Origin of the sequence: Parerythrobacter aestuarii (assembly GCF_030140925.1) — a bacterium.
Lineage (GTDB): Bacteria > Pseudomonadota > Alphaproteobacteria > Sphingomonadales > Sphingomonadaceae > Parerythrobacter > Parerythrobacter aestuarii.
The window spans coordinates 625,155-641,357 of sequence record NZ_JARBWD010000001.1 but is presented as its reverse complement, the minus strand read 5'-3'; the positions used below and the strand labels follow the sequence as shown (position 1 = coordinate 641,357).

Sequence of the window (16,203 nt, the reverse complement as noted above, 5' to 3'; positions counted from 1 at the left end):
CCTGTGAATTTCTCGGGCCGCCATGTCGTCGTCACCGGCGCCTCGACCGGGATCGGTCGGGCCGCGGCGCTGATGCTGGGCGCACGCGGGGCGAAGGTCTCGTTGATCGCCCGCAGCGGCGACAAGCTCGATGCGTTGGCTGACGAGATTGCAGCCCGAGGCGGCACGGCTAAGGGTTTCACCGCCGATGTGTCCGATCGCGCTGCGCTGTCCGACGTCTTCGATGCTGCCGCCGAGGCGTTCGGCCCGGCTTCTGGCCTGTTCGCCAACGCCGGCTTCGGCGGCCAGTTCGCACCCTTCACCGACTATTCCGATGACAATTGGGACGCGCTGATCGCGACCAATCTGACCAGCGTGTTCCTGTCGATCCGCAAGGTCCTGCCCGGCATGATCGCGGCGAGACAGGGCAGCATCGTCGTCACCGGCAGCCTCGCCAGCGAGCGCGGGATGCCGATGAACGCGGGCTATGTCGCCTCCAAGCACGGCGTGCTCGGGCTGGCGCGGGCCGCAGCGGCCGAAGCCGCGCCGCACAATGTCCGCGTCAATTGCCTCATTCCCGGCTTCATCGAGACCCCGCTGCTGCACAACATCGGCGGTGACGATATCGAAGGCACGATGCAGCAGCTCGGCAAAGGGGTGCCGCAGGGCCGCGTCGGCCAGCCCGAGGAAACCGCCGAGCTCGTCAGCTTCCTGCTGTCCGATGCCGCCAGCCATATCACCGCGCAATCCATCGCGGTCGACGGCGGCCTGCTGGGCACGCTCATTCCCTGAAAGGACCAACCATGGCGCTCAAATACTATCACGCCGAACCCGCGGCCAATTCGCTCAAGTCCATGATCCCGCTTAAGGAAAAGGGGCTGGAATTCGAGAGCATCTATGTCGACCTGCACAAGTTCGAGCAGCATTCGGAATGGTTTGTAGCGATCAATCCCGAAGGCCAGGTGCCGGTGCTCGACCATGATGGCAACCTGATCACGCAGACCACGGTCATCAACGAGTATCTCGAGGATGTCTTCCCCGATACGCCGCTGCGCCCGGCCGATCCGGTCGGCAAGGCGCGGATGCGCTACTGGAACAAGTTCGTCGACGAGCATGTGATGAACTACGTCTCCATGCACGGCTGGCACCGCATGGTCGGCGTGATCGCGCGCGGCATCGAAAGCGGCGAGTTCGAGAAGCTGGTCGAGCGCATCCCGCTGCCCGACCAGCGCCAGAAGTGGAAGACCGCGCGCTCGGGCTTTTCCGAAGCCGATCTGCAGCACGCCACCGACAAGATCATCTACGCCTGCAAGAAGGTCGAGGACCACCTGGCAGACAACGCCTGGCTCGCCGGCGACATGTACACCACCGCCGACATCAATTTCTACTCGATGTGCGGGATGATGGTGGAGCGGATGTTCCCCGAGCTGGAAGTGGCGGCCAACTACCCGCGCCTGATCGACTGGCGCGAACGCATGAATGCCCGCCCCGGCGTGCAGGCGGCGCTGGAAATGCCCGACCACACCAACCCGGCGCTGCGGACCTGGACCGGGGAAGTCCACTAGGCGCACGATGGCAACATTCGTCCTCATCCACGGCAGCTGGCACGGCGGCTGGTGCTTCGATGAGATCAAGCGCCGGCTGGAGGCGAGCGGGCACGAAGTGATCGCGCCTGACCTCCCGGGCATGGGCGGCGATGAAGACGAACTCGCTGCCGTGACCCTGCAGGGTTGGGCTGACTTCGCCATCGAGCAATGCCGCCAGGCGACCCAGCAACCGGTGATCCTCGCCGGTCACAGCCGCGGCGGGATCGTCGTCAGCCAGGCGGCGGAAACCGATCCCGAAGCGATGGATGCGCTGGTCTATATCTGCGCCATGATGCTGCCCGACGGCATGTCGCGGGCCGACTTCAAGGCGCTGGAAGTCAAGAACCCGATCTATGACGATGTCATCAAGCCCACGCCGGGCGGGCATGGCACGGTGATCGTGGGCGAGCATCCCGAAGCGATCTTCGCCCAGCTCTCGCCGCCCGAACTGGTCGACCCGGCGATGAAGCGGCTGGTGGCCGAACCGCATGGACCGCGCTCGGAAAAGTTGCGCCTGTCGCCCGAACGCTTCGGCTCGCTGCCGCGGCACTACGTCCAGTGTACCGAGGACCAGACTATCCCACTCTCGAGCCAGCAGACGATGCAGGAGCTGGTTCCGGGCGCAGAAATTTCGGTGCTCGACGCTGACCACTCACCCTTCCTCTCGCGCCCGGACGAACTGGTGGCGATCCTCGAAGGTGTCGCCGCCTTGTTCGACTAGGTAAGCTGCAGGAAGCTGTCGTCGCGCGCGAGGCAGACCAGCGAGAGACCCGCCTCCTTTGCCCGCTCCACCGCCATGCTCGTCGGCAGCGAGACCGTGACCAGCGCCACGGCCCCTGCCCGCACCACCTTCTCGACGATCTCGTAGGAACAGCGCGCGGTCGAGACGACGAACCCTTGTTCGAGGCCCTGCCCATCGCGCGCCATGGCGCCCACCAGCTTGTCGATAGCGTTGTGCCGCCCGACATCCTCGCGCACCAGCAGCAATGATCCGTCGGGCCGGGCAAAAGCCGCGCCGTGCGCAGCGCCGGTCGCAGCGTTGAGCGGTTGCCGATCTTTCAGCGCATCGAGCGCGGCGAACACGGCGTCCGATGCCGGCGCTGTGCGCGCGGGAACCTTGGGTAGCGGCTTCGCAATCGCTTCGAGGTTTTCGATCCCGCACAGCCCGCACGAGCTTTCCGCCACGCGGCCCCGGACCCGCTCCATCAAACGCTCGACGCCGAGCCCGGCGATGGTCGCCCGTGCGATCCAGCCCCTGTCGGTCTCGGCCAGCGCGATCTCGTCGACCTGCCCAACGCTCTCCACAAGTCCCTCGGTCAGGGCAAAGCCGCAAACGAAATCCTCAAGGTCCGCCGGGGTCGCCATCATCACCGCATAGGCAAGCCCATTGAATTCCAACGCCACCGGGACCTCAGGCACCCATGGGCGTGCGACGGATTGCGAGCCGCCGCTGCGCGCGACCTCCCGCGCGGGTTCAGGCGGCGCGATGGTCCGCCTCTTCAGCCAGCATTGCCAGTGCGGCGCGGGCTTCCTTCGAGAAGCCGCAATCGGGCTCCGCCAGCAGGGCAAAGGCCTGTGCCTTCATGCGCGGATCCCAGAACAGGCGGATGTGCTCGGCGGTTTCCTCGATTGCCGCTTGCTCGCCATGCACCTCAAGGTTGCGCGCAATCTGGTTCGCCATGCGGATGACCGATTCACGCGTCCCGCTCATTCCGCCGGTTCCTTCTCGTCGGCGATCCGCCGCGCCCGCTCGCTCAGCTCGGCATAGTCTTCCTGCCAGTCGGTCGGACCGTTGGACGGCGTGACCTGCACGGCTGTGACCTTGTATTCGGGGCAATTGGTGGCCCAGTCGGAATATTCGGTCGTCACCACATTGGCCTGCGTCGCCGGGTGGTGGAAGGTGGTGTAGACAACGCCCGGCGCAACGCGATCGGTGATCGTCACCCGCAGCGTCGTCTCGCCGGTGCGGCTGGCGAGCCTGGTCCAGTCGCCGTCCTTGAGCCCGCGGTTCTCGGCATCGACCGGATGCATCTCCAGCACGTCTTCCTCGTGCCAGACAGTGTTGGCGGTGCGCCGAGTCTGTGCGCCGACATTGTACTGGCTGAGGATGCGCCCGGTGGTCAGCAGCAGCGGATAGCGCGGCCCGGTCTTCTCGTCGGTGGGGACATAGTCGGTCACCACGAACTTGCCCTTGCCGCGCACGAAGCCGTCGACATGCATGATCGGGCTGCCGTCAGGCGCGGCCTCGTTGACCGGCCATTGCAGCGAATCCTCGCGCTCCAGCCGCTCCCACGAAACCCCGGCGAAGGTCGGCGTCAGCCGCGCGATTTCATCAAGGATCTGGCTCGGATGTGAGTAGTTCCACCCCGCCCCCAGCGCATTGGCGAGCAGCTGGGTCACTTCCCAGTCCTCGTAACCGTTGGCCGGTTCCATCACCTTGCGCACCGGCTGGATGCGGCGTTCGGCATTGGTGAAGGTGCCGTTCTTCTCGAGGAAAGTGCTCCCCGGCAGGAAGACATGCGCGTAGTTGGCGGTCTCGTTCAGGAACAGGTCGTGGACGATCACGCAGTCCATCGCCGCCAGCCCGGCCGAGACATGCTTGGTGTTGGGATCGGACTGCAGAATGTCCTCGCCCTGCACGTAGAGCGCCTTGAAGGTGCCATCGACCGCAGCATCGAGCATGTTGGGAATGCGCAGGCCCGGCTCCGGGTCGAGCGCGACCTGCCAGTCGTCCTCGAATGCCGAGCGCACCGCGCTGTCGGAGATATGGCGATAGCCGGGCAGCTCGTGCGGGAAGCTGCCCATGTCGCAGCTGCCTTGCACATTGTTCTGGCCGCGCAGCGGGTTCACGCCCACGCCGCGGCGGCCGATATTGCCTGTCACCATGGCGAGATTGGCGATCGCCATCACCGTGCTCGAGCCCTGCGAATGCTCGGTCACGCCGAGGCCATAGTAGATCGCCCCGTTTCCGCCGGTGGCGAACAGCCGGGCGGCCCCGCGCAGCTCTTTCGCCGCAACACGGGTGACGGGTTCGAGTGCCTCGGGCGAATGGCGTTCGTCGGCGACGAACCGGGCCCAGTCCTGGTATTCATCCCAGTCGCAACGCTCGCGGATGAAGGCTTCGTCGGCCAGCCCTTCCGTGACGATGACATGCGCCATCGCGGTCAGCACGGCGACATTGGTGCCGGGTTGCAGCGGCAGGTGATAGTCGGCCTCGACATGCGGCATGCGCACGAGGTCGATCCGGCGCGGGTCGATAACGATCAGCTTGGCCCCCTGCCTGAGGCGCCGCTTCATGCGGCTGGCGAAGACCGGATGCCCGTCGGTAGGGTTGGCCCCGATGACGAGGATCACGTCGGAATCCTCGACGCTGTCGAAATCCTGCGTCCCGGCGCTGGTGCCGAAGGTCGTCTTGAGCCCGTAGCCGGTCGGCGAGTGGCACACGCGGGCGCAGGTATCGACATTGTTGGCCCCGAACACCGCGCGGACCATCTTCTGGACGAGGTAGGTTTCTTCGTTGGTGCAGCGGCTGGAGGTGATCCCGCCCAGCGCGCGCGGCCCGTGCCCGGCCTTGATAGCGGTGAGCTTGCCAGCGGTGAAAGCGATCGCTTCGTCCCAGCTCACCTCGCGCCACGGCTCGTCGATATGGTCGCGCACCATCGGCTGGGTAATGCGGTCCTGGTGGTTGGCATAGCCCCAGGCGAAGCGCCCCTTGACGCAGGAATGCCCGCGGTTGGCCTTGCCGTCCTTGTAGGGGACCATGCGGACCAGTTGCTCGCCCTTCATCTCGGCGCGGAAGGTGCAGCCGACCCCGCAATAGGCGCAGGTCGTGACGACGCTGCGCTCCGGCTTGCCGAGCTGCTTGACGCTCTTCTCCATCAGCGCGCTGGTCGGGCAGGCCTGCACACACGCTCCGCAGCTGACGCATTCGCTGGAGAGGAAGTCGTCGCTTTCCACCCCGGCGCTGATCTTGGAAGCGAAGCCGCGTCCGTCGACGGTCAGCGCCAGCGTGCCCTGCACTTCGTCGCAGGCGCGCACGCAGCGCGAACAGACGATGCACTTGTCCGGCGCGAACAGGAAATAGGGGTTGGAGAGGTCGGGCTTGGTGCCGAGGTGATTTGCGCCGTCATAGCCATAGCGCACATCGCGCAGGCCCACTTCGGCGGCGGTGTCCTGCAGTTCGCAATCATTGTTGGCGCTGCAGGTCAGGCAATCGAGCGGGTGGTCGGAGATATAGAGCTCCATCACCCCGCGCCGCAGCTTCGCCAGCCGGTCGGTCTGGGTGTGGACCACCATGCCGTCCTCGACCGGCGTGGTGCAGCTGGCGGGCGTGCCGCGCCGCCCGTCGATCTCGACCAGGCACATGCGGCACGAACCGAAGCTCTTGACGCTGTCGGTCGCGCACAGGCTCGGTATGTCGCCGCCGCATTCACGCGCCGCACGCATCACGCTGGTGCCAGCCGGGACTGTCACGTCGCGGCCATCGATGGTCAGCGTGACGGTCTCGTCCGAGCGGCTGGCGGGGGTGCCAAAATCGGGCTGGCGTTCAAATCCCATCGATCATCTCCGCCTTCTCTATACCAAAATCTGCCGGCCAATGCTTCAATGCACTCAGCACCGGATACGGCGTGAACCCGCCCAGCGCGCACAGCGATCCGTCGCGCATGACTTCGCACAGGTCCTCCAGCAGCTGCACCTGCTCGGCCTGGTCGCGCGGGGCCTTGACGGTGTTGTGCATCTGCGGGGCCAGCTCCAGCCGGTCCGGCTCGCGCCCGCCGGCGCGGATGCGGTCGACGATCTCAGCCCCGCGCACCGCGCCGATCCGGCAAGGGGTGCACTTGCCGCAGCTTTCCGCGGCGCAGAACTGGAAGGCGAAGCGGGCCAAGCGGCCCATGTTCGCTGTATCGTCGAACACCACGATCCCGCCATGGCCGATCAGCCCGTCGGCAGCGGCAAAGGCTTCGTAATCGAACGGCAGGTCGAACCGGTCGGGATGGATATAGGCCCCCAATGGCCCACCGACCTGCACCGCCTTGACCGGGCGGCCCGATGCGGTGCCGCCGCCTATGTCATTGACGAGCTCGCTTAGCGTGATGCCGAACGCGGTCTCATACAACCCGCCGTGCCTTATATTGCCCGCCAGCTGGACCGGCATGGTGCCCTTGGAGCGGTCGATACCGAGGCTTTCATACAGCGCCGCGCCGCCTTCGGAGAGGATATGCGGCACTGCCGCCAGCGTCAGCACATTGTTGACCACGGTCGGCATGCCGAATGCGCCTTCAAGCGCCGGAAGCGGCGGCTTGGCGCGGACTTCGCCGCGCTTGCCTTCGAGGCTGTTGAGCAGTGAGGTTTCTTCACCGCAGACATAGGCACCTGCGCCCACGCGCACCTCGAGATCGAACGGAGCGATGATGCTGGCCGACAAACCGATGGCCGCTTCCATCTTGGCAATCGCGTCCGGATATTCACTGCGCAGGTAGATATAGCCGCGTTGCGCTCCGACCGCTTCAGCGGCAATCGCCATGCCTTCGATCAGCGCGAAAGGATCGCCTTCCATCAACATCCGGTCGGCAAAAGTGCCGCTGTCGCCTTCGTCGGCATTGCAGACGATGTATTTGCGCGCGCCTTCGGCCCTGGCGACGGTCTGCCACTTGATCCCCGCCGGGAAGCCCGCCCCGCCGCGACCGCGCAGGCCTGATTGCGTCACTTCCTCGAGCACCTGCTCCGATCCGATAGCCCGCGCGCGATTGAGGCCCGCCCAGCCGCCGGTCGCTTCGTAGTCTTCCAAGCTCAGCGGCCGGGTCTTGCCTGCGCGGGCGAAGGTCAGGCGCAGCTGGCTCGCAATAAAGGGATGCGCGGCAATCGGCCCGATGCAGAGATCATCGGCCCCGCCAGCGAGGATTTCTCCCACCCGCTTGGGCGTCACCGGACCCCAGCCGATGCCATTGATCTCCACCAGCGGCTCGAGCCAGTGCATGCCCCAGCTGGAGACGCGCTCGACGCTGGCCCCGGCCTCAGCGAAGGCCGCCGCGACACCCTCTGCCCCGCAGGCCTTGGCGAGGCTGTCGTCCGAGATACGAACCGTCGTCATACGCCCTCGATCAACCTCGCGAGTCGCTCAGCGTCGAGCCGAGAATGCTTGGCATCGCCGACCCGCGCGTTGGGGCCGACGCTGCACAGGCCGAGGCAGTAGACCGTCTTCAGCCGCACCCGCTCGCCTGCCGCTGCCCTGGCGCCATCGACCAGCGCCTCGACCCCGCGTGCCTGGCACGCCTCTGCACGGCAGATCTGCACTTCGGGCCGCGGATCGGGCGCGCTGCGGAAATCGTGGTAGAAACTGACCACCCCATGCACTTCGGCGCGGGTCAGGTTGAGCGCGGAGGCAATCGCCCGCTCGGCCGTTTCGTCCACACAGCCGAATTCCACTTGCACTTCGTGCAGGATCGGCAACAGCGCGCCTTCGCGCCCGGAATGGGCGGCGCAGATTTCTGTAATCCGGGTCTGGCTATCGGCCATGGGGGCAGCGCAATCCTCTCTCGCTTCGCTAACAATTGTTAGCGCAGTCGCAAACGAGATACCACCGCCAAGAGAGGAGAAAAGGTGGTGAGCCGTGCAGGGGTCGAACCTGCGACCTACTGATTAAAAGTCAGTTGCTCTACCGACTGAGCTAACGGCCCACCTGATGTGCGCGGAGACTCCTGCGCCCCGCCACGGAGCGCTCCCCTAGGGGAGCGGATACGGGCGGGTCAAGCGGGCTTTTAGCTGGCGTAGTGAAAAGCCGGTTTCGGAGTCGCGCCAATCGGCAGCGATGGCACTGGCCGGAGCCAGTACGAAGGCCCGCTTGCGAAACTCGGGATGGGGGACAGCAAGGCCTGGCGCGACGAAGGTCCCCTCGCTCCAGAGCACAATATCGAGATCGAGCACGCGGTCGCCCCAACGTCGCCAGCGCCTGCGCCCGAATTCGCGCTCCATCCGTTGAAGCGCAGCAAGCAGCGCCTGCGGATCGAGTTCGGTCTCCACCAGGGCAGCGGCATTGGCAAAGCGGCGCTGCGCCGCTCCCATCGGGGCGGTCGCGAATATCGGTGACCGCTGTGTCACCGTACCCAGCGCCGCCAATTCCTCCATCGCTGCATGTAATATTGCGCGCGGCCCGCCGTAACGGTGATGCCGCCGGTTGGAACCGAGCGCGACGAGATAGGTGCTGCTCAAATGTCCTCGCAGATGCGGGTGTAGAGCTGCGGGCGGCGGTCACGGAAGAAGCCCATCCCGGCGCGATGCTTCGCCGCCTGGTCGAGTTCGAGCGTCGCCACCAGCACGCCTTCCTCGCCAGCGCCGAACTCAACGACCTTGTCGCCCCATTCGTTGGTGACGAAGCTGTGGCCGTAGAAATTGGCCTCGCCTTCGGTGCCAATGCGGTTGGCGGCGATGACCGGCATGCAATTCGAGACCGAATGCCCCTGCATCGCGCGCTGCCACATCCGGCTGGTGTCGAGCTCGGCGTCATAGGGTTCGGAGCCGATCGCGGTGGGATAGAACAGCAGCTCTGCCCCCATCAGCGCCATCACCCGCGCGCATTCGGGATACCACTGGTCCCAGCAGATGCCGACGCCGATGCGCGCGCCGCAAACATCCCACACCTTGAACCCGTCGTTGCCGGGGCGGAAATAGAACTTTTCCTCGTATCCCGGCCCGTCGGGGATGTGGCTCTTGCGATAGGTACCCATGACCGCGCCATCGGACCCGATCATCGCCAGCGTGTTGTAATAGTGATGCCCGTCGCGCTCGAAAAAGCTGGTCGGGATCGCGACCTTGAGCTTCGCCGCCAGCTTGCGCATGGCGATGACCGAAGGGTGCTCGAGCGTCGGGCGGGCGAGCGCGAACAGCGCCTCGTCCTCGACCTGGCAGAAATAGGGGCCGGAAAAGAGCTCGGGCGGCAGAATGATCTCAGCCCCGCGCGCAGCGGCCTGCTCGACCAGCTCGCCGACGGCGGCGATATTCTCGGCCTCGTCATCGCTGCCGAGCGGCAGCTGGAGGGCGGCGACAGTGATCTCTCTCATGTCGCCGCCCTTTAGGCTTAGTCGACCTTCCTGAAAAGGAGCGTCATCCGGTCGCTTTCGCCGATCGCCAGATACTCGTCGCGGCGCGGATCGTCTTCACCGGTGGTGAGGACCGGAGGCAAGGTCCATACGCCGCGCTCCCAATTGGCAGGATCGCGCGGGTTGGCGTTGACTTCGCTGGTGCTCACCAGTCGGAAACCATGCAGTTCGAACAGCTTGATTATGTCGGTCTGGCGCATGTAACCACGCGCCGGATTGACATCGCTCCAGCTGGCATTGGCAGGAGCGCGGTGCTGCACGACACCCACCATTCCTTCATCAGCCAGCAGTTTGCGCAGACCGCCAAGGACTTCGTCGGCTTCGTCGGCGTTCCATAGCCCATGCATCGAGCGGAAAATGAGGACGCGATCAGCAGTGCCGTTGAGTCCTTCAGGCACTTCGTCGAGCTCATAAGCCGCAACTTGATCCGCAGTCACGCCGGTCATTTCTGCAACGGTTTTCCTGAACCGCTGCGTCCACCCCTTCGCCCGCAGCTCGGCATTGCGATTGGGATAGGTCCGCCCGTCACTGTCGCCGTTGACCGCGACATACGCGCCTTCCTGAGCAAGATAGGGAGCCAGCACGCGGGTATACCAACCGCCACCGGGCCCCCACTCGACCACCGTCTGAGTCGGCTCGATCTGGAAGAATGCAAGGGTCGCGGCAGGGTTGCGGTATTGATCGCGCGCACGGTCCGCATTTCGGCGCTCATGGGCCAGAACGGTTTCCAGCGTAGGCGCAGGAACGGCATCGACCACCGCCTCGGCGGCGGCGTCCTGCTCCGGCTGTTCCTCGTCACCGAGGACGGCTTCCAGCACCCGGCCAAGTATGTCCCTGGCACTCGGTCGGCTTTGCTCTTGCGCCACCGCCGGCGAAACGGCGAGCGAAAGCGCCGTGGCTCCGGCCAGGATGGCAATTGTCGTACGCATGGAAGAGTCCCCTTTTGATTTGGCAGATTCACACCCTAGATAGGGCAACAACGGACAAGGGAGCCAATGCGATCCCGTATCCACGAGACAAAAGGTGATTTTATGGCCGATACACAGCAAGCGATTGTCGCCGGCGGGTGCTTCTGGTGCACGGAGGCAGTGTTCAAGGACGTCGTCGGCGTCAGCGATGTCGAAAGCGGCTATCTCGGCGGCGACAAGCCGAACCCGACTTACAAGGAAGTGTGCAGCGGTGCGACCGGCCATGCCGAGGCAATCCGGGTGACCTTTGACCCGGCGGTGCTGGCGCTGGGCGACCTGCTCGACGTGTTCATGGGCACTCACGACCCGACGCAGCTCAACCGGCAGGGCAACGATGTCGGCACGCAGTATCGCAGTGCGATCTTCCTCAACAGCGATCTTGCGCGCGAGGATGCCGAAGCCGCCATCGCCCGTTGGGAAGCCGACCATCCCGGCCAGACGGCAGTAACCACCATCGAAGGGCCTGCCGAGTGGTATCCGGCCGAGGACTACCACCAGGAATACTGGGAAGGCGAAGGCCAGCGGAACCCCTATTGCCTGGCGGTGATCCCGCCCAAGTTGATGAAGCTGCGCAAGAGCTTTGCCGACAAGGTCAAGGCGGACTAAGGCAAGGGCACCATGCCCAAGCCGCCCGGCCCGCAATATACCTCAGGCCATGAGGTCAACGCCGATGGATCGGTCGATTTCGCCTGCTCGACCGACGTGGAGCTGTGGCCGTGGCTGGCGCTGCCGCCGCAGCATCCGATCGTGCTGCAGACGCAGAACTTCTGGTCCAGTATCGGGGCCTCCGACGCGCTGGGCAACATGGATCCGGACAAGTGGTCGGCGCTGACCTGGACCGATTGGGTCTGCGGCCCGCCTGACTGCGGACCGGCGGTGCGCGGCCACTACCGGACGACACGGCTGGACGACGACAAGCTCGCCTTCCAGATCGTTCTGTTCGACGCGGCCGACCGCACCATCGCCACCATGCTGGGCAAGGGCGTGGTGTTCCGCACCCGCAATTTCGAGCAGTGGCGTGACGAGGCCAAGCACGAAACCGAGGTCGAGGCACCTCATGCGGACTTCACCTATGCCGATCGCGCCTTGCTCAACCTGACCGAGCGCGAGCAGCCGCTCGTAGGGCCGCTAGTGGTCGACAACGCCGAGGCGCTGATCACCAAGGCCAATGGCTTGCCGCCGGGGCACCCCTATTTCAGCGGTTCGGGCGACCATGTGAACTCGACGCACCTTGCCGAAGCCGCGCGTCAGGTCGCCAGCCTTGTTCTGGAAGGCGCTCCGTTCCGCGTGACCGGGGGTGAGATGGACATGCGCCGCTATATCGAATTGGGCTGCCCGTTCCGGCTCGTGATCGAAGCGAGCGATGACGATGCCATCACGCTCGCGCTGAGCCAGCTCGACAAGGATCGAGCGACGATTTCGCTTCGGTTCGAACGACTCTAGCGATACTTCCCGGCGGTGATGAATTCGCCGAAGCTTTCGCACCAGACCACGACCGTTGTATAGTCCTCGATGTTCACGCCTTCCGGCACGTCAAGCAGGAAGCCGTCGAAGCTCCTGACCGCACCGATCCGAACCGCCTCGGCCTTGATTGGCTCGAATTCGTCCTCATGCTCGACGAAATCCTTGGTCAGATAGACCATGTAATCCGGGCCCGGGGCCAGCTTGCCCTGGTGTGCGATGGTCTCCGGCGAAACGCTGATGGTGCCTTCACCCCAGTGGAGCGTGTCGCTGCCGCGCAGGTCGCGGGTCAAACTTGCGGAGTAGGCGGCCTTCGCAACCTCGGCCTGTAGGACGTCGGCCGCAGGCGCAGATTCGGCGGTAAGGATCGGCAACAGGTAGATGCCGAGGCCGAAACCGACGCCCAGAGCGGCGAGATGGGTAATGGCGAGGATCAGGATGCGCTTCATTATACCCTCTCTTGCTGCATGCTTGTCTTGACGGGATACCTGCCGATCCGCTGGTAGTCGGTAAGAAGTTACTCCGGGCTGCTTTCTGCCTTTCGCTCGGTCCAGAAGCACACGGCAAATCCGGCGAGCGCAATCGTATATCCGTAGGGATTGGATCCGATGCCCCAAGCGCCGACGACGATAGCACCAAGCACGGCCAAGGCGGTCCCGATCTTCGAAACGCGCCAGAATGTCAGCCCAACCAGGCCGAAGGCCACTGTAAACACCGGCCCGGCGAAAGCAATGAACGGCTGCCACACTGCTGGCGTATTGATGAGCCCGCCGACGACCTGCTTGCGCAAGTCTGGGTCGGGAAAGCTCCAAAGTACGAAATCGATCATGCACATCCCGATGATGAGAATGCAGCCGATTACTTGCAGCGGTCCCGCCACCATGGATAGCCCCGCGCGGGGCAAGCGAGCGGCGAAGGGGATCATTAACGCTGCCCCGATGAACATCAGCCAGTGGATCCAGTCGATGACGCTCTGTTCCTTGGTCATCGAACCCGTGGAAACGATCCAGACCTGCCCGCACAGGTAGGAGAACAGGCCAAGCATGAAGAGGGTCTTGTCAGTGCGATTGGGCATCTGTCCTAGTCCTTACGCCAGCGTGCGATGAAGAAGCCGTCCAGCCCGCCTTGCCCGGCCAACTGGCCGTGATGGGTGCGGAGCCACCCTTCTTCCGTTGGGTGCAACCCGGCGGGTAGTTCTTCAGCAAGCACAGGATGGGGCGAGAGCGCAACACTTGAGGCTTGGTCCTCGCCTTCTTCCCGCTCGAGTGAGCAGACGGCGTAGACCAGCGTTCCGCCGGGCTTGAGCCAGCCTGATGCCCGATCCAGCAGGGCCGCCTGCAGCTCGGTCATTTCGGCGATCTGGCGCGGGCCGATCCGGTGCAGCACATCGGGGTGGCGGCGGCAGGTGCCGGTGGCTGTGCACGGCGCATCGAGCACGATGGCATCGAACTGGTGCTTCGGTTCCCAGCTGAGCGCATCGGCGCGGACCGGCGCTGCCTTGAGTCCGGTGCGTTTGAGGTTGTCCTTGAGCAGGCCTAGCCGGCGCTTGCTGATGTCGAGCGCTGTAACTTGCCAGCCGCCAGCCGCCAACTGCAGCGTCTTGCCGCCCGGCGCCGCGCAAAGGTCGAGCGCATGACGCCCCTCGCCTTGGCCGAGCAACCGGGCGGGGAGCGACGCCGCGAGGTCCTGCACCCACCACGCGCCTTCCTTGAAACCCTGCAACGTCTCCACCGCCGAACCACGCGGCAAGCGCAGGTGACCCGGGGCATAGCTGTCAGCCGCAAGCTGGTTGGCCCAATGCTGCGTTTGGGAAGGATCGCGCAACGTCAGGTCGAGCGGTGGAGGCTCGGCAAGGCCAGCAGCAACATCGGCAGCCCGGTCGCCCCAGCGTGCTCGCACCGCCTCGGGCATGGTCGGGACATCGGGCAAGCTCGCCGCCTGCTTCGACAAGGTCGAGAAGACGCCATGCGCCAGCCGCCGCGGGCCACCGGCCAGCAGCGGCAAGCCCGTCGCGATCACCGCATGCGGTGGCGTCTCGAGCCGCAGCCATTGCGCCAGCATCAGCCGCAGGACCGTGCGCACCTTGGCATCATCGGGCAGGCGCTGTTTGGTCGCACTGTCGATCAAGGAATCGAAATCGGTCAGCCAGCGCAAGGTCTCGTTGGCGATCGCACGGGCCAGTGCCTTGTCCGGCCCGCTGCGCACCGATCGCAGGGCCGGGCCTTCGACCTGTTCCAGCGTCTCGCCCCGGCGCAAAACGCCATCGAGCATGTGCAGCGCGGCGCGGCGCGCGTGAATTCCCGTCGGTTGAACCATTTGTGCGGCGGCCTAGAGCATCGCGCGAAAAAGTGTGAAGCGGTTTTTCGCTTTTCGCGATGCGACCACAAAAGCGCTGGTATTGAAACCAAGCGCCAGTGCGCGCATTTTATGCGTATGAAGCGCGCTACCAAACGCCCCGACGGCTTCCAGAAGCCCGAGCACTGGTCCAACGACCCGCCGCCCAAGCCGGCTGAAGCGAAGGACGAGGAAGAGCTCAGCCCGACCCGCTACGGCGACTGGGTCAAGGACGGCATCGCGATCGATTTCTAGAGACACTTTGTTTCCCGCACGCCATCCGGCGCGCGAAATCCTCGCTCAAGGGGCCTCGCGGCCCAATCGCTGCGGGCGCGCAGTCGCGCTTGCAGCGCTACGCGCCGTGCTCCGCGACGAAATTACAATCGTTTCAACGTGATCTTCAGCCCGTCCTTGGGCTTGGGGATCGGCCACGCCTGCCACGCCGGATCATATCCTTCTGAAATTTCAATGCGATAGCGCGTCAGCATATGCGCCATCAGGATCTTGATCTGCATATAGGCGAAATGCAGCCCCAGGCACATATGCGCGCCGCCACCGAACGGGACCCAGGCATATTTGTGCCGCGCCTTCACCTTGTCCGGCGTGAAGCGCATCGGATCGAAGCTGTAGGGATTGTCCCAATACTCCTCCATGTGATGCACCATGTGGATATTGATCCCGACATGCGCCCCAGCCGGAATCTCGTAACCGGCATATTCGAAAGACTTGAGAGCCCGCCGCGGCATCGAAGGAACCGGCGGGATATGCCGCAGCGCTTCCTTGAAGGCCATTTCGGTCAGCTCCGGCGCGCCGAGCTGGTCATAGGCGAGATCCTTGCCCTCGCCCCCGGTGATGGCGGTCAGCTCCTGCCGGAGCTTGTCCTGCCATTCCGGGTTCTTCGCCAGCAGGTAGACCAGCGAGGTAGCGCTGGAAGTGATGGTGTCATGCGCGGCCATCATCAGGAAGTTCATGTGGTCGACCACCTCGTCGACCGGCATCTGGCTGCCGTCTTCATACTCGGCGGTGGCGAATTGGCTGAACATGTCCTGCCCGCCGCCCTCGGCGCGGATGCGGTGGGTTTCCCCGGTGAAATAGTCGACCAGGAAGGCACGGCTGTCGACGCCCTTCTTCATCAGCGTAAATGGCAGCGGCTTGCGCACCGGCGCGACCGAGGCCTGCACCATGTTGACGAACGCCTCGTTGATGGCGTCGGCCTCGGGCCCGAACGGCAAGCCGAGGAAGCTGTCGGCGGCCAAGTCGAGCGTCAGTTGCTTGATCGCGGGGTAGAACTGAAGGTCGCCTTCTCCCCATTCGGCCATCCGCTTGGCGATGCCGCGATTGAGCGCGCCGGCATAATGCCGCATCGGCTCCGGCTTGAATGCGATTGACAGCGCCCGGCGATCTGCACGGTGATGGTCGAAATCGATCAGCATCAGCCCGCGCGGGAACAGCTGGTCTAGCACCGGCCCCCAGCCTTGCTCGCTGGAAAAGATCTTGCCCTTGTCGAACAGCATCAGCTCGTTCGCTTCAGCCCCGATCATGGCGACATTCCAGCCGCCGAAGGCGCGGTTGCGATATACCTTGCCGTATTTCTCATACATCCGCCGCGAAAAGGCATGCGGATCGGCCAGCATGGTGAAGGTGTTGCCGACGATCGGCCAGCCGCCCTCACCCGGAATATGTGCGAGGTCGGCGTCGGTGGGATTGCCCTCGGTCCAGTGCTTGGGGGTGGCGACTTCGGCAGGATCGGCAGCAAGCGTGGCCATGATGTTCTCGCAG

The 16,203-nt window shown here is 64.7% G+C and carries 18 protein-coding genes and 1 tRNA gene; 6 read left to right on the top strand and 13 right to left on the bottom strand.

The window, feature by feature from the left end:
• Nucleotides 1-3 precede the first annotated feature (3 nt).
• From QPW08_RS03155 to QPW08_RS03145, 3 genes are read left to right on the top strand one after another with little or no spacing between them, the layout of a single operon-like run.
• Nucleotides 4-771, top strand: coding sequence for an SDR family NAD(P)-dependent oxidoreductase (locus tag QPW08_RS03155; protein ID WP_284124293.1), 768 nt, complete (start codon nt 4-6; stop codon nt 769-771).
• Between the two features lie 11 nt (nt 772-782).
• The gene (locus QPW08_RS03150; RefSeq protein ID WP_284124292.1) at nt 783-1,544 is read left to right on the top strand and encodes a glutathione S-transferase family protein; all 762 of its coding nucleotides are present in this window, start codon (nt 783-785) and stop codon (nt 1,542-1,544) included.
• 7 nt (nt 1,545-1,551) lie between these two features.
• Nucleotides 1,552-2,286, top strand: coding sequence for an alpha/beta fold hydrolase (locus QPW08_RS03145; protein WP_284124291.1), 735 nt, complete (start codon nt 1,552-1,554; stop codon nt 2,284-2,286).
• Here QPW08_RS03145 and fdhD read toward each other — a convergent pair.
• The 9 genes from fdhD to QPW08_RS03100 form a co-directional block, all read right to left on the bottom strand.
• Nucleotides 2,283-3,053, bottom strand: a complete 771-nt coding sequence (fdhD, locus tag QPW08_RS03140; protein WP_284126289.1) for a formate dehydrogenase accessory sulfurtransferase FdhD — start codon at nt 3,051-3,053, stop codon at nt 2,283-2,285. The two genes, QPW08_RS03145 and fdhD, sit on opposite strands and share 4 nt — an antisense overlap.
• The gene (locus QPW08_RS03135) at nt 3,040-3,276 is read right to left on the bottom strand and encodes a formate dehydrogenase subunit delta (protein ID WP_284124290.1); all 237 of its coding nucleotides are present in this window, start codon (nt 3,274-3,276) and stop codon (nt 3,040-3,042) included. The genes fdhD and QPW08_RS03135 overlap by 14 nt, the downstream gene beginning before the upstream one ends.
• Nucleotides 3,273-6,122: a formate dehydrogenase subunit alpha gene (fdhF, locus tag QPW08_RS03130; RefSeq protein WP_284124289.1), complete on the bottom strand. Its 2,850-nt coding sequence runs from the start codon at nt 6,120-6,122 to the stop codon at nt 3,273-3,275. Before fdhF ends, QPW08_RS03135 begins: the two co-directional genes overlap by 4 nt.
• A complete protein-coding gene (locus tag QPW08_RS03125; protein WP_284124288.1) occupies nt 6,112-7,656 on the bottom strand; it encodes an NADH-ubiquinone oxidoreductase-F iron-sulfur binding region domain-containing protein in 1,545 nt (514 codons plus the stop codon). Before QPW08_RS03125 ends, fdhF begins: the two co-directional genes overlap by 11 nt.
• A complete protein-coding gene (locus QPW08_RS03120; protein WP_284124287.1) occupies nt 7,653-8,081 on the bottom strand; it encodes an NAD(P)H-dependent oxidoreductase subunit E in 429 nt (142 codons plus the stop codon). The genes QPW08_RS03125 and QPW08_RS03120 overlap by 4 nt, the downstream gene beginning before the upstream one ends.
• A gap of 85 nt (nt 8,082-8,166) precedes the next feature.
• Nucleotides 8,167-8,242, bottom strand: a tRNA-Lys gene (locus QPW08_RS03115).
• 46 nt (nt 8,243-8,288) lie between these two features.
• The gene (gene folK, locus QPW08_RS03110) at nt 8,289-8,774 is read right to left on the bottom strand and encodes a 2-amino-4-hydroxy-6-hydroxymethyldihydropteridine diphosphokinase (RefSeq protein WP_284124286.1); all 486 of its coding nucleotides are present in this window, start codon (nt 8,772-8,774) and stop codon (nt 8,289-8,291) included.
• Complete coding sequence (gene aguB / locus QPW08_RS03105) at nt 8,771-9,622, bottom strand: N-carbamoylputrescine amidase (RefSeq protein ID WP_284124285.1); 852 nt, start codon at nt 9,620-9,622, stop codon at nt 8,771-8,773. The genes folK and aguB overlap by 4 nt, the downstream gene beginning before the upstream one ends.
• Before the next feature lie 17 nt (nt 9,623-9,639).
• Complete coding sequence (locus QPW08_RS03100) at nt 9,640-10,590, bottom strand: class I SAM-dependent methyltransferase (protein ID WP_284124284.1); 951 nt, start codon at nt 10,588-10,590, stop codon at nt 9,640-9,642.
• A gap of 102 nt (nt 10,591-10,692) precedes the next feature.
• Between QPW08_RS03100 and msrA the strand changes: the two genes are divergently transcribed.
• Both msrA and QPW08_RS03090 read left to right on the top strand, forming a co-directional pair.
• A complete protein-coding gene (gene msrA / locus QPW08_RS03095) occupies nt 10,693-11,235 on the top strand; it encodes a peptide-methionine (S)-S-oxide reductase MsrA (protein ID WP_284124283.1) in 543 nt (180 codons plus the stop codon).
• Nucleotides 11,236-11,247: 12 nt separating this feature from the next.
• Nucleotides 11,248-12,072, top strand: a complete 825-nt coding sequence (locus QPW08_RS03090; RefSeq protein WP_284124282.1) for a hypothetical protein — start codon at nt 11,248-11,250, stop codon at nt 12,070-12,072.
• Here QPW08_RS03090 and QPW08_RS03085 read toward each other — a convergent pair.
• The 3 genes from QPW08_RS03085 to QPW08_RS03075 all read right to left on the bottom strand — a co-directional run bounded on the left by QPW08_RS03085 (nt 12,069) and on the right by QPW08_RS03075 (nt 14,406).
• Complete coding sequence (locus tag QPW08_RS03085; protein ID WP_284124281.1) at nt 12,069-12,539, bottom strand: DM13 domain-containing protein; 471 nt, start codon at nt 12,537-12,539, stop codon at nt 12,069-12,071. The genes QPW08_RS03090 and QPW08_RS03085 overlap by 4 nt on opposite strands.
• A 68-nt stretch (nt 12,540-12,607) precedes the next feature.
• The gene (locus QPW08_RS03080; protein WP_284124280.1) at nt 12,608-13,165 is read right to left on the bottom strand and encodes a hypothetical protein; all 558 of its coding nucleotides are present in this window, start codon (nt 13,163-13,165) and stop codon (nt 12,608-12,610) included.
• Between the two features lie 5 nt (nt 13,166-13,170).
• Nucleotides 13,171-14,406 (bottom strand): RsmB/NOP family class I SAM-dependent RNA methyltransferase, encoded by a 1,236-nt coding sequence (locus tag QPW08_RS03075; protein ID WP_284124279.1) that lies wholly within the window; start codon nt 14,404-14,406, stop codon nt 13,171-13,173.
• A 117-nt stretch (nt 14,407-14,523) separates the two neighbouring features.
• On the opposite strand from QPW08_RS03075, the gene QPW08_RS03070 reads away from it, so the two are divergent.
• Nucleotides 14,524-14,679 carry a DUF1674 domain-containing protein gene (locus QPW08_RS03070; protein ID WP_284124278.1) on the top strand — a complete coding sequence of 52 codons (156 nt, stop codon included), beginning with the start codon at nt 14,524-14,526 and terminating at the stop codon, nt 14,677-14,679.
• Between the two features lie 122 nt (nt 14,680-14,801).
• Here the strand turns inward: QPW08_RS03070 and QPW08_RS03065 are convergent, their stop codons facing one another.
• Nucleotides 14,802-16,190, bottom strand: a complete 1,389-nt coding sequence (locus QPW08_RS03065; RefSeq protein WP_284124277.1) for a cytochrome P450 — start codon at nt 16,188-16,190, stop codon at nt 14,802-14,804.
• Nucleotides 16,191-16,203: the final 13 nt, after the last annotated feature.

Bases quoted from the DNA above. Each gene is read 5' to 3' on its own strand.
- QPW08_RS03150 (WP_284124292.1), top strand. From the start codon at position 783: ATGGCGCTCAAATACTATCACGCCGAACCCGCGGCCAATTCGCTCAAG.
- QPW08_RS03145 (WP_284124291.1), top strand. From the start codon at position 1,552: ATGGCAACATTCGTCCTCATCCACGGCAGCTGGCACGGCGGCTGGTGC.
- QPW08_RS03135 (WP_284124290.1), bottom strand. From the start codon at position 3,276: ATGAGCGGGACGCGTGAATCGGTCATCCGCATGGCGAACCAGATTGCG.
- fdhF (WP_284124289.1), bottom strand. From the start codon at position 6,122: ATGGGATTTGAACGCCAGCCCGATTTTGGCACCCCCGCCAGCCGCTCG.
- QPW08_RS03125 (WP_284124288.1), bottom strand. From the start codon at position 7,656: ATGACGACGGTTCGTATCTCGGACGACAGCCTCGCCAAGGCCTGCGGG.
- QPW08_RS03120 (WP_284124287.1), bottom strand. From the start codon at position 8,081: ATGGCCGATAGCCAGACCCGGATTACAGAAATCTGCGCCGCCCATTCC.
- aguB (WP_284124285.1), bottom strand. From the start codon at position 9,622: ATGAGAGAGATCACTGTCGCCGCCCTCCAGCTGCCGCTCGGCAGCGAT.
- QPW08_RS03100 (WP_284124284.1), bottom strand. From the start codon at position 10,590: ATGCGTACGACAATTGCCATCCTGGCCGGAGCCACGGCGCTTTCGCTC.
- msrA (WP_284124283.1), top strand. From the start codon at position 10,693: ATGGCCGATACACAGCAAGCGATTGTCGCCGGCGGGTGCTTCTGGTGC.
- QPW08_RS03090 (WP_284124282.1), top strand. From the start codon at position 11,248: ATGCCCAAGCCGCCCGGCCCGCAATATACCTCAGGCCATGAGGTCAAC.
- QPW08_RS03085 (WP_284124281.1), bottom strand. From the start codon at position 12,539: ATGAAGCGCATCCTGATCCTCGCCATTACCCATCTCGCCGCTCTGGGC.
- QPW08_RS03080 (WP_284124280.1), bottom strand. From the start codon at position 13,165: ATGCCCAATCGCACTGACAAGACCCTCTTCATGCTTGGCCTGTTCTCC.
- QPW08_RS03075 (WP_284124279.1), bottom strand. From the start codon at position 14,406: ATGGTTCAACCGACGGGAATTCACGCGCGCCGCGCCGCGCTGCACATG.
- QPW08_RS03070 (WP_284124278.1), top strand. From the start codon at position 14,524: ATGAAGCGCGCTACCAAACGCCCCGACGGCTTCCAGAAGCCCGAGCAC.
- QPW08_RS03065 (WP_284124277.1), bottom strand. From the start codon at position 16,190: ATGGCCACGCTTGCTGCCGATCCTGCCGAAGTCGCCACCCCCAAGCAC.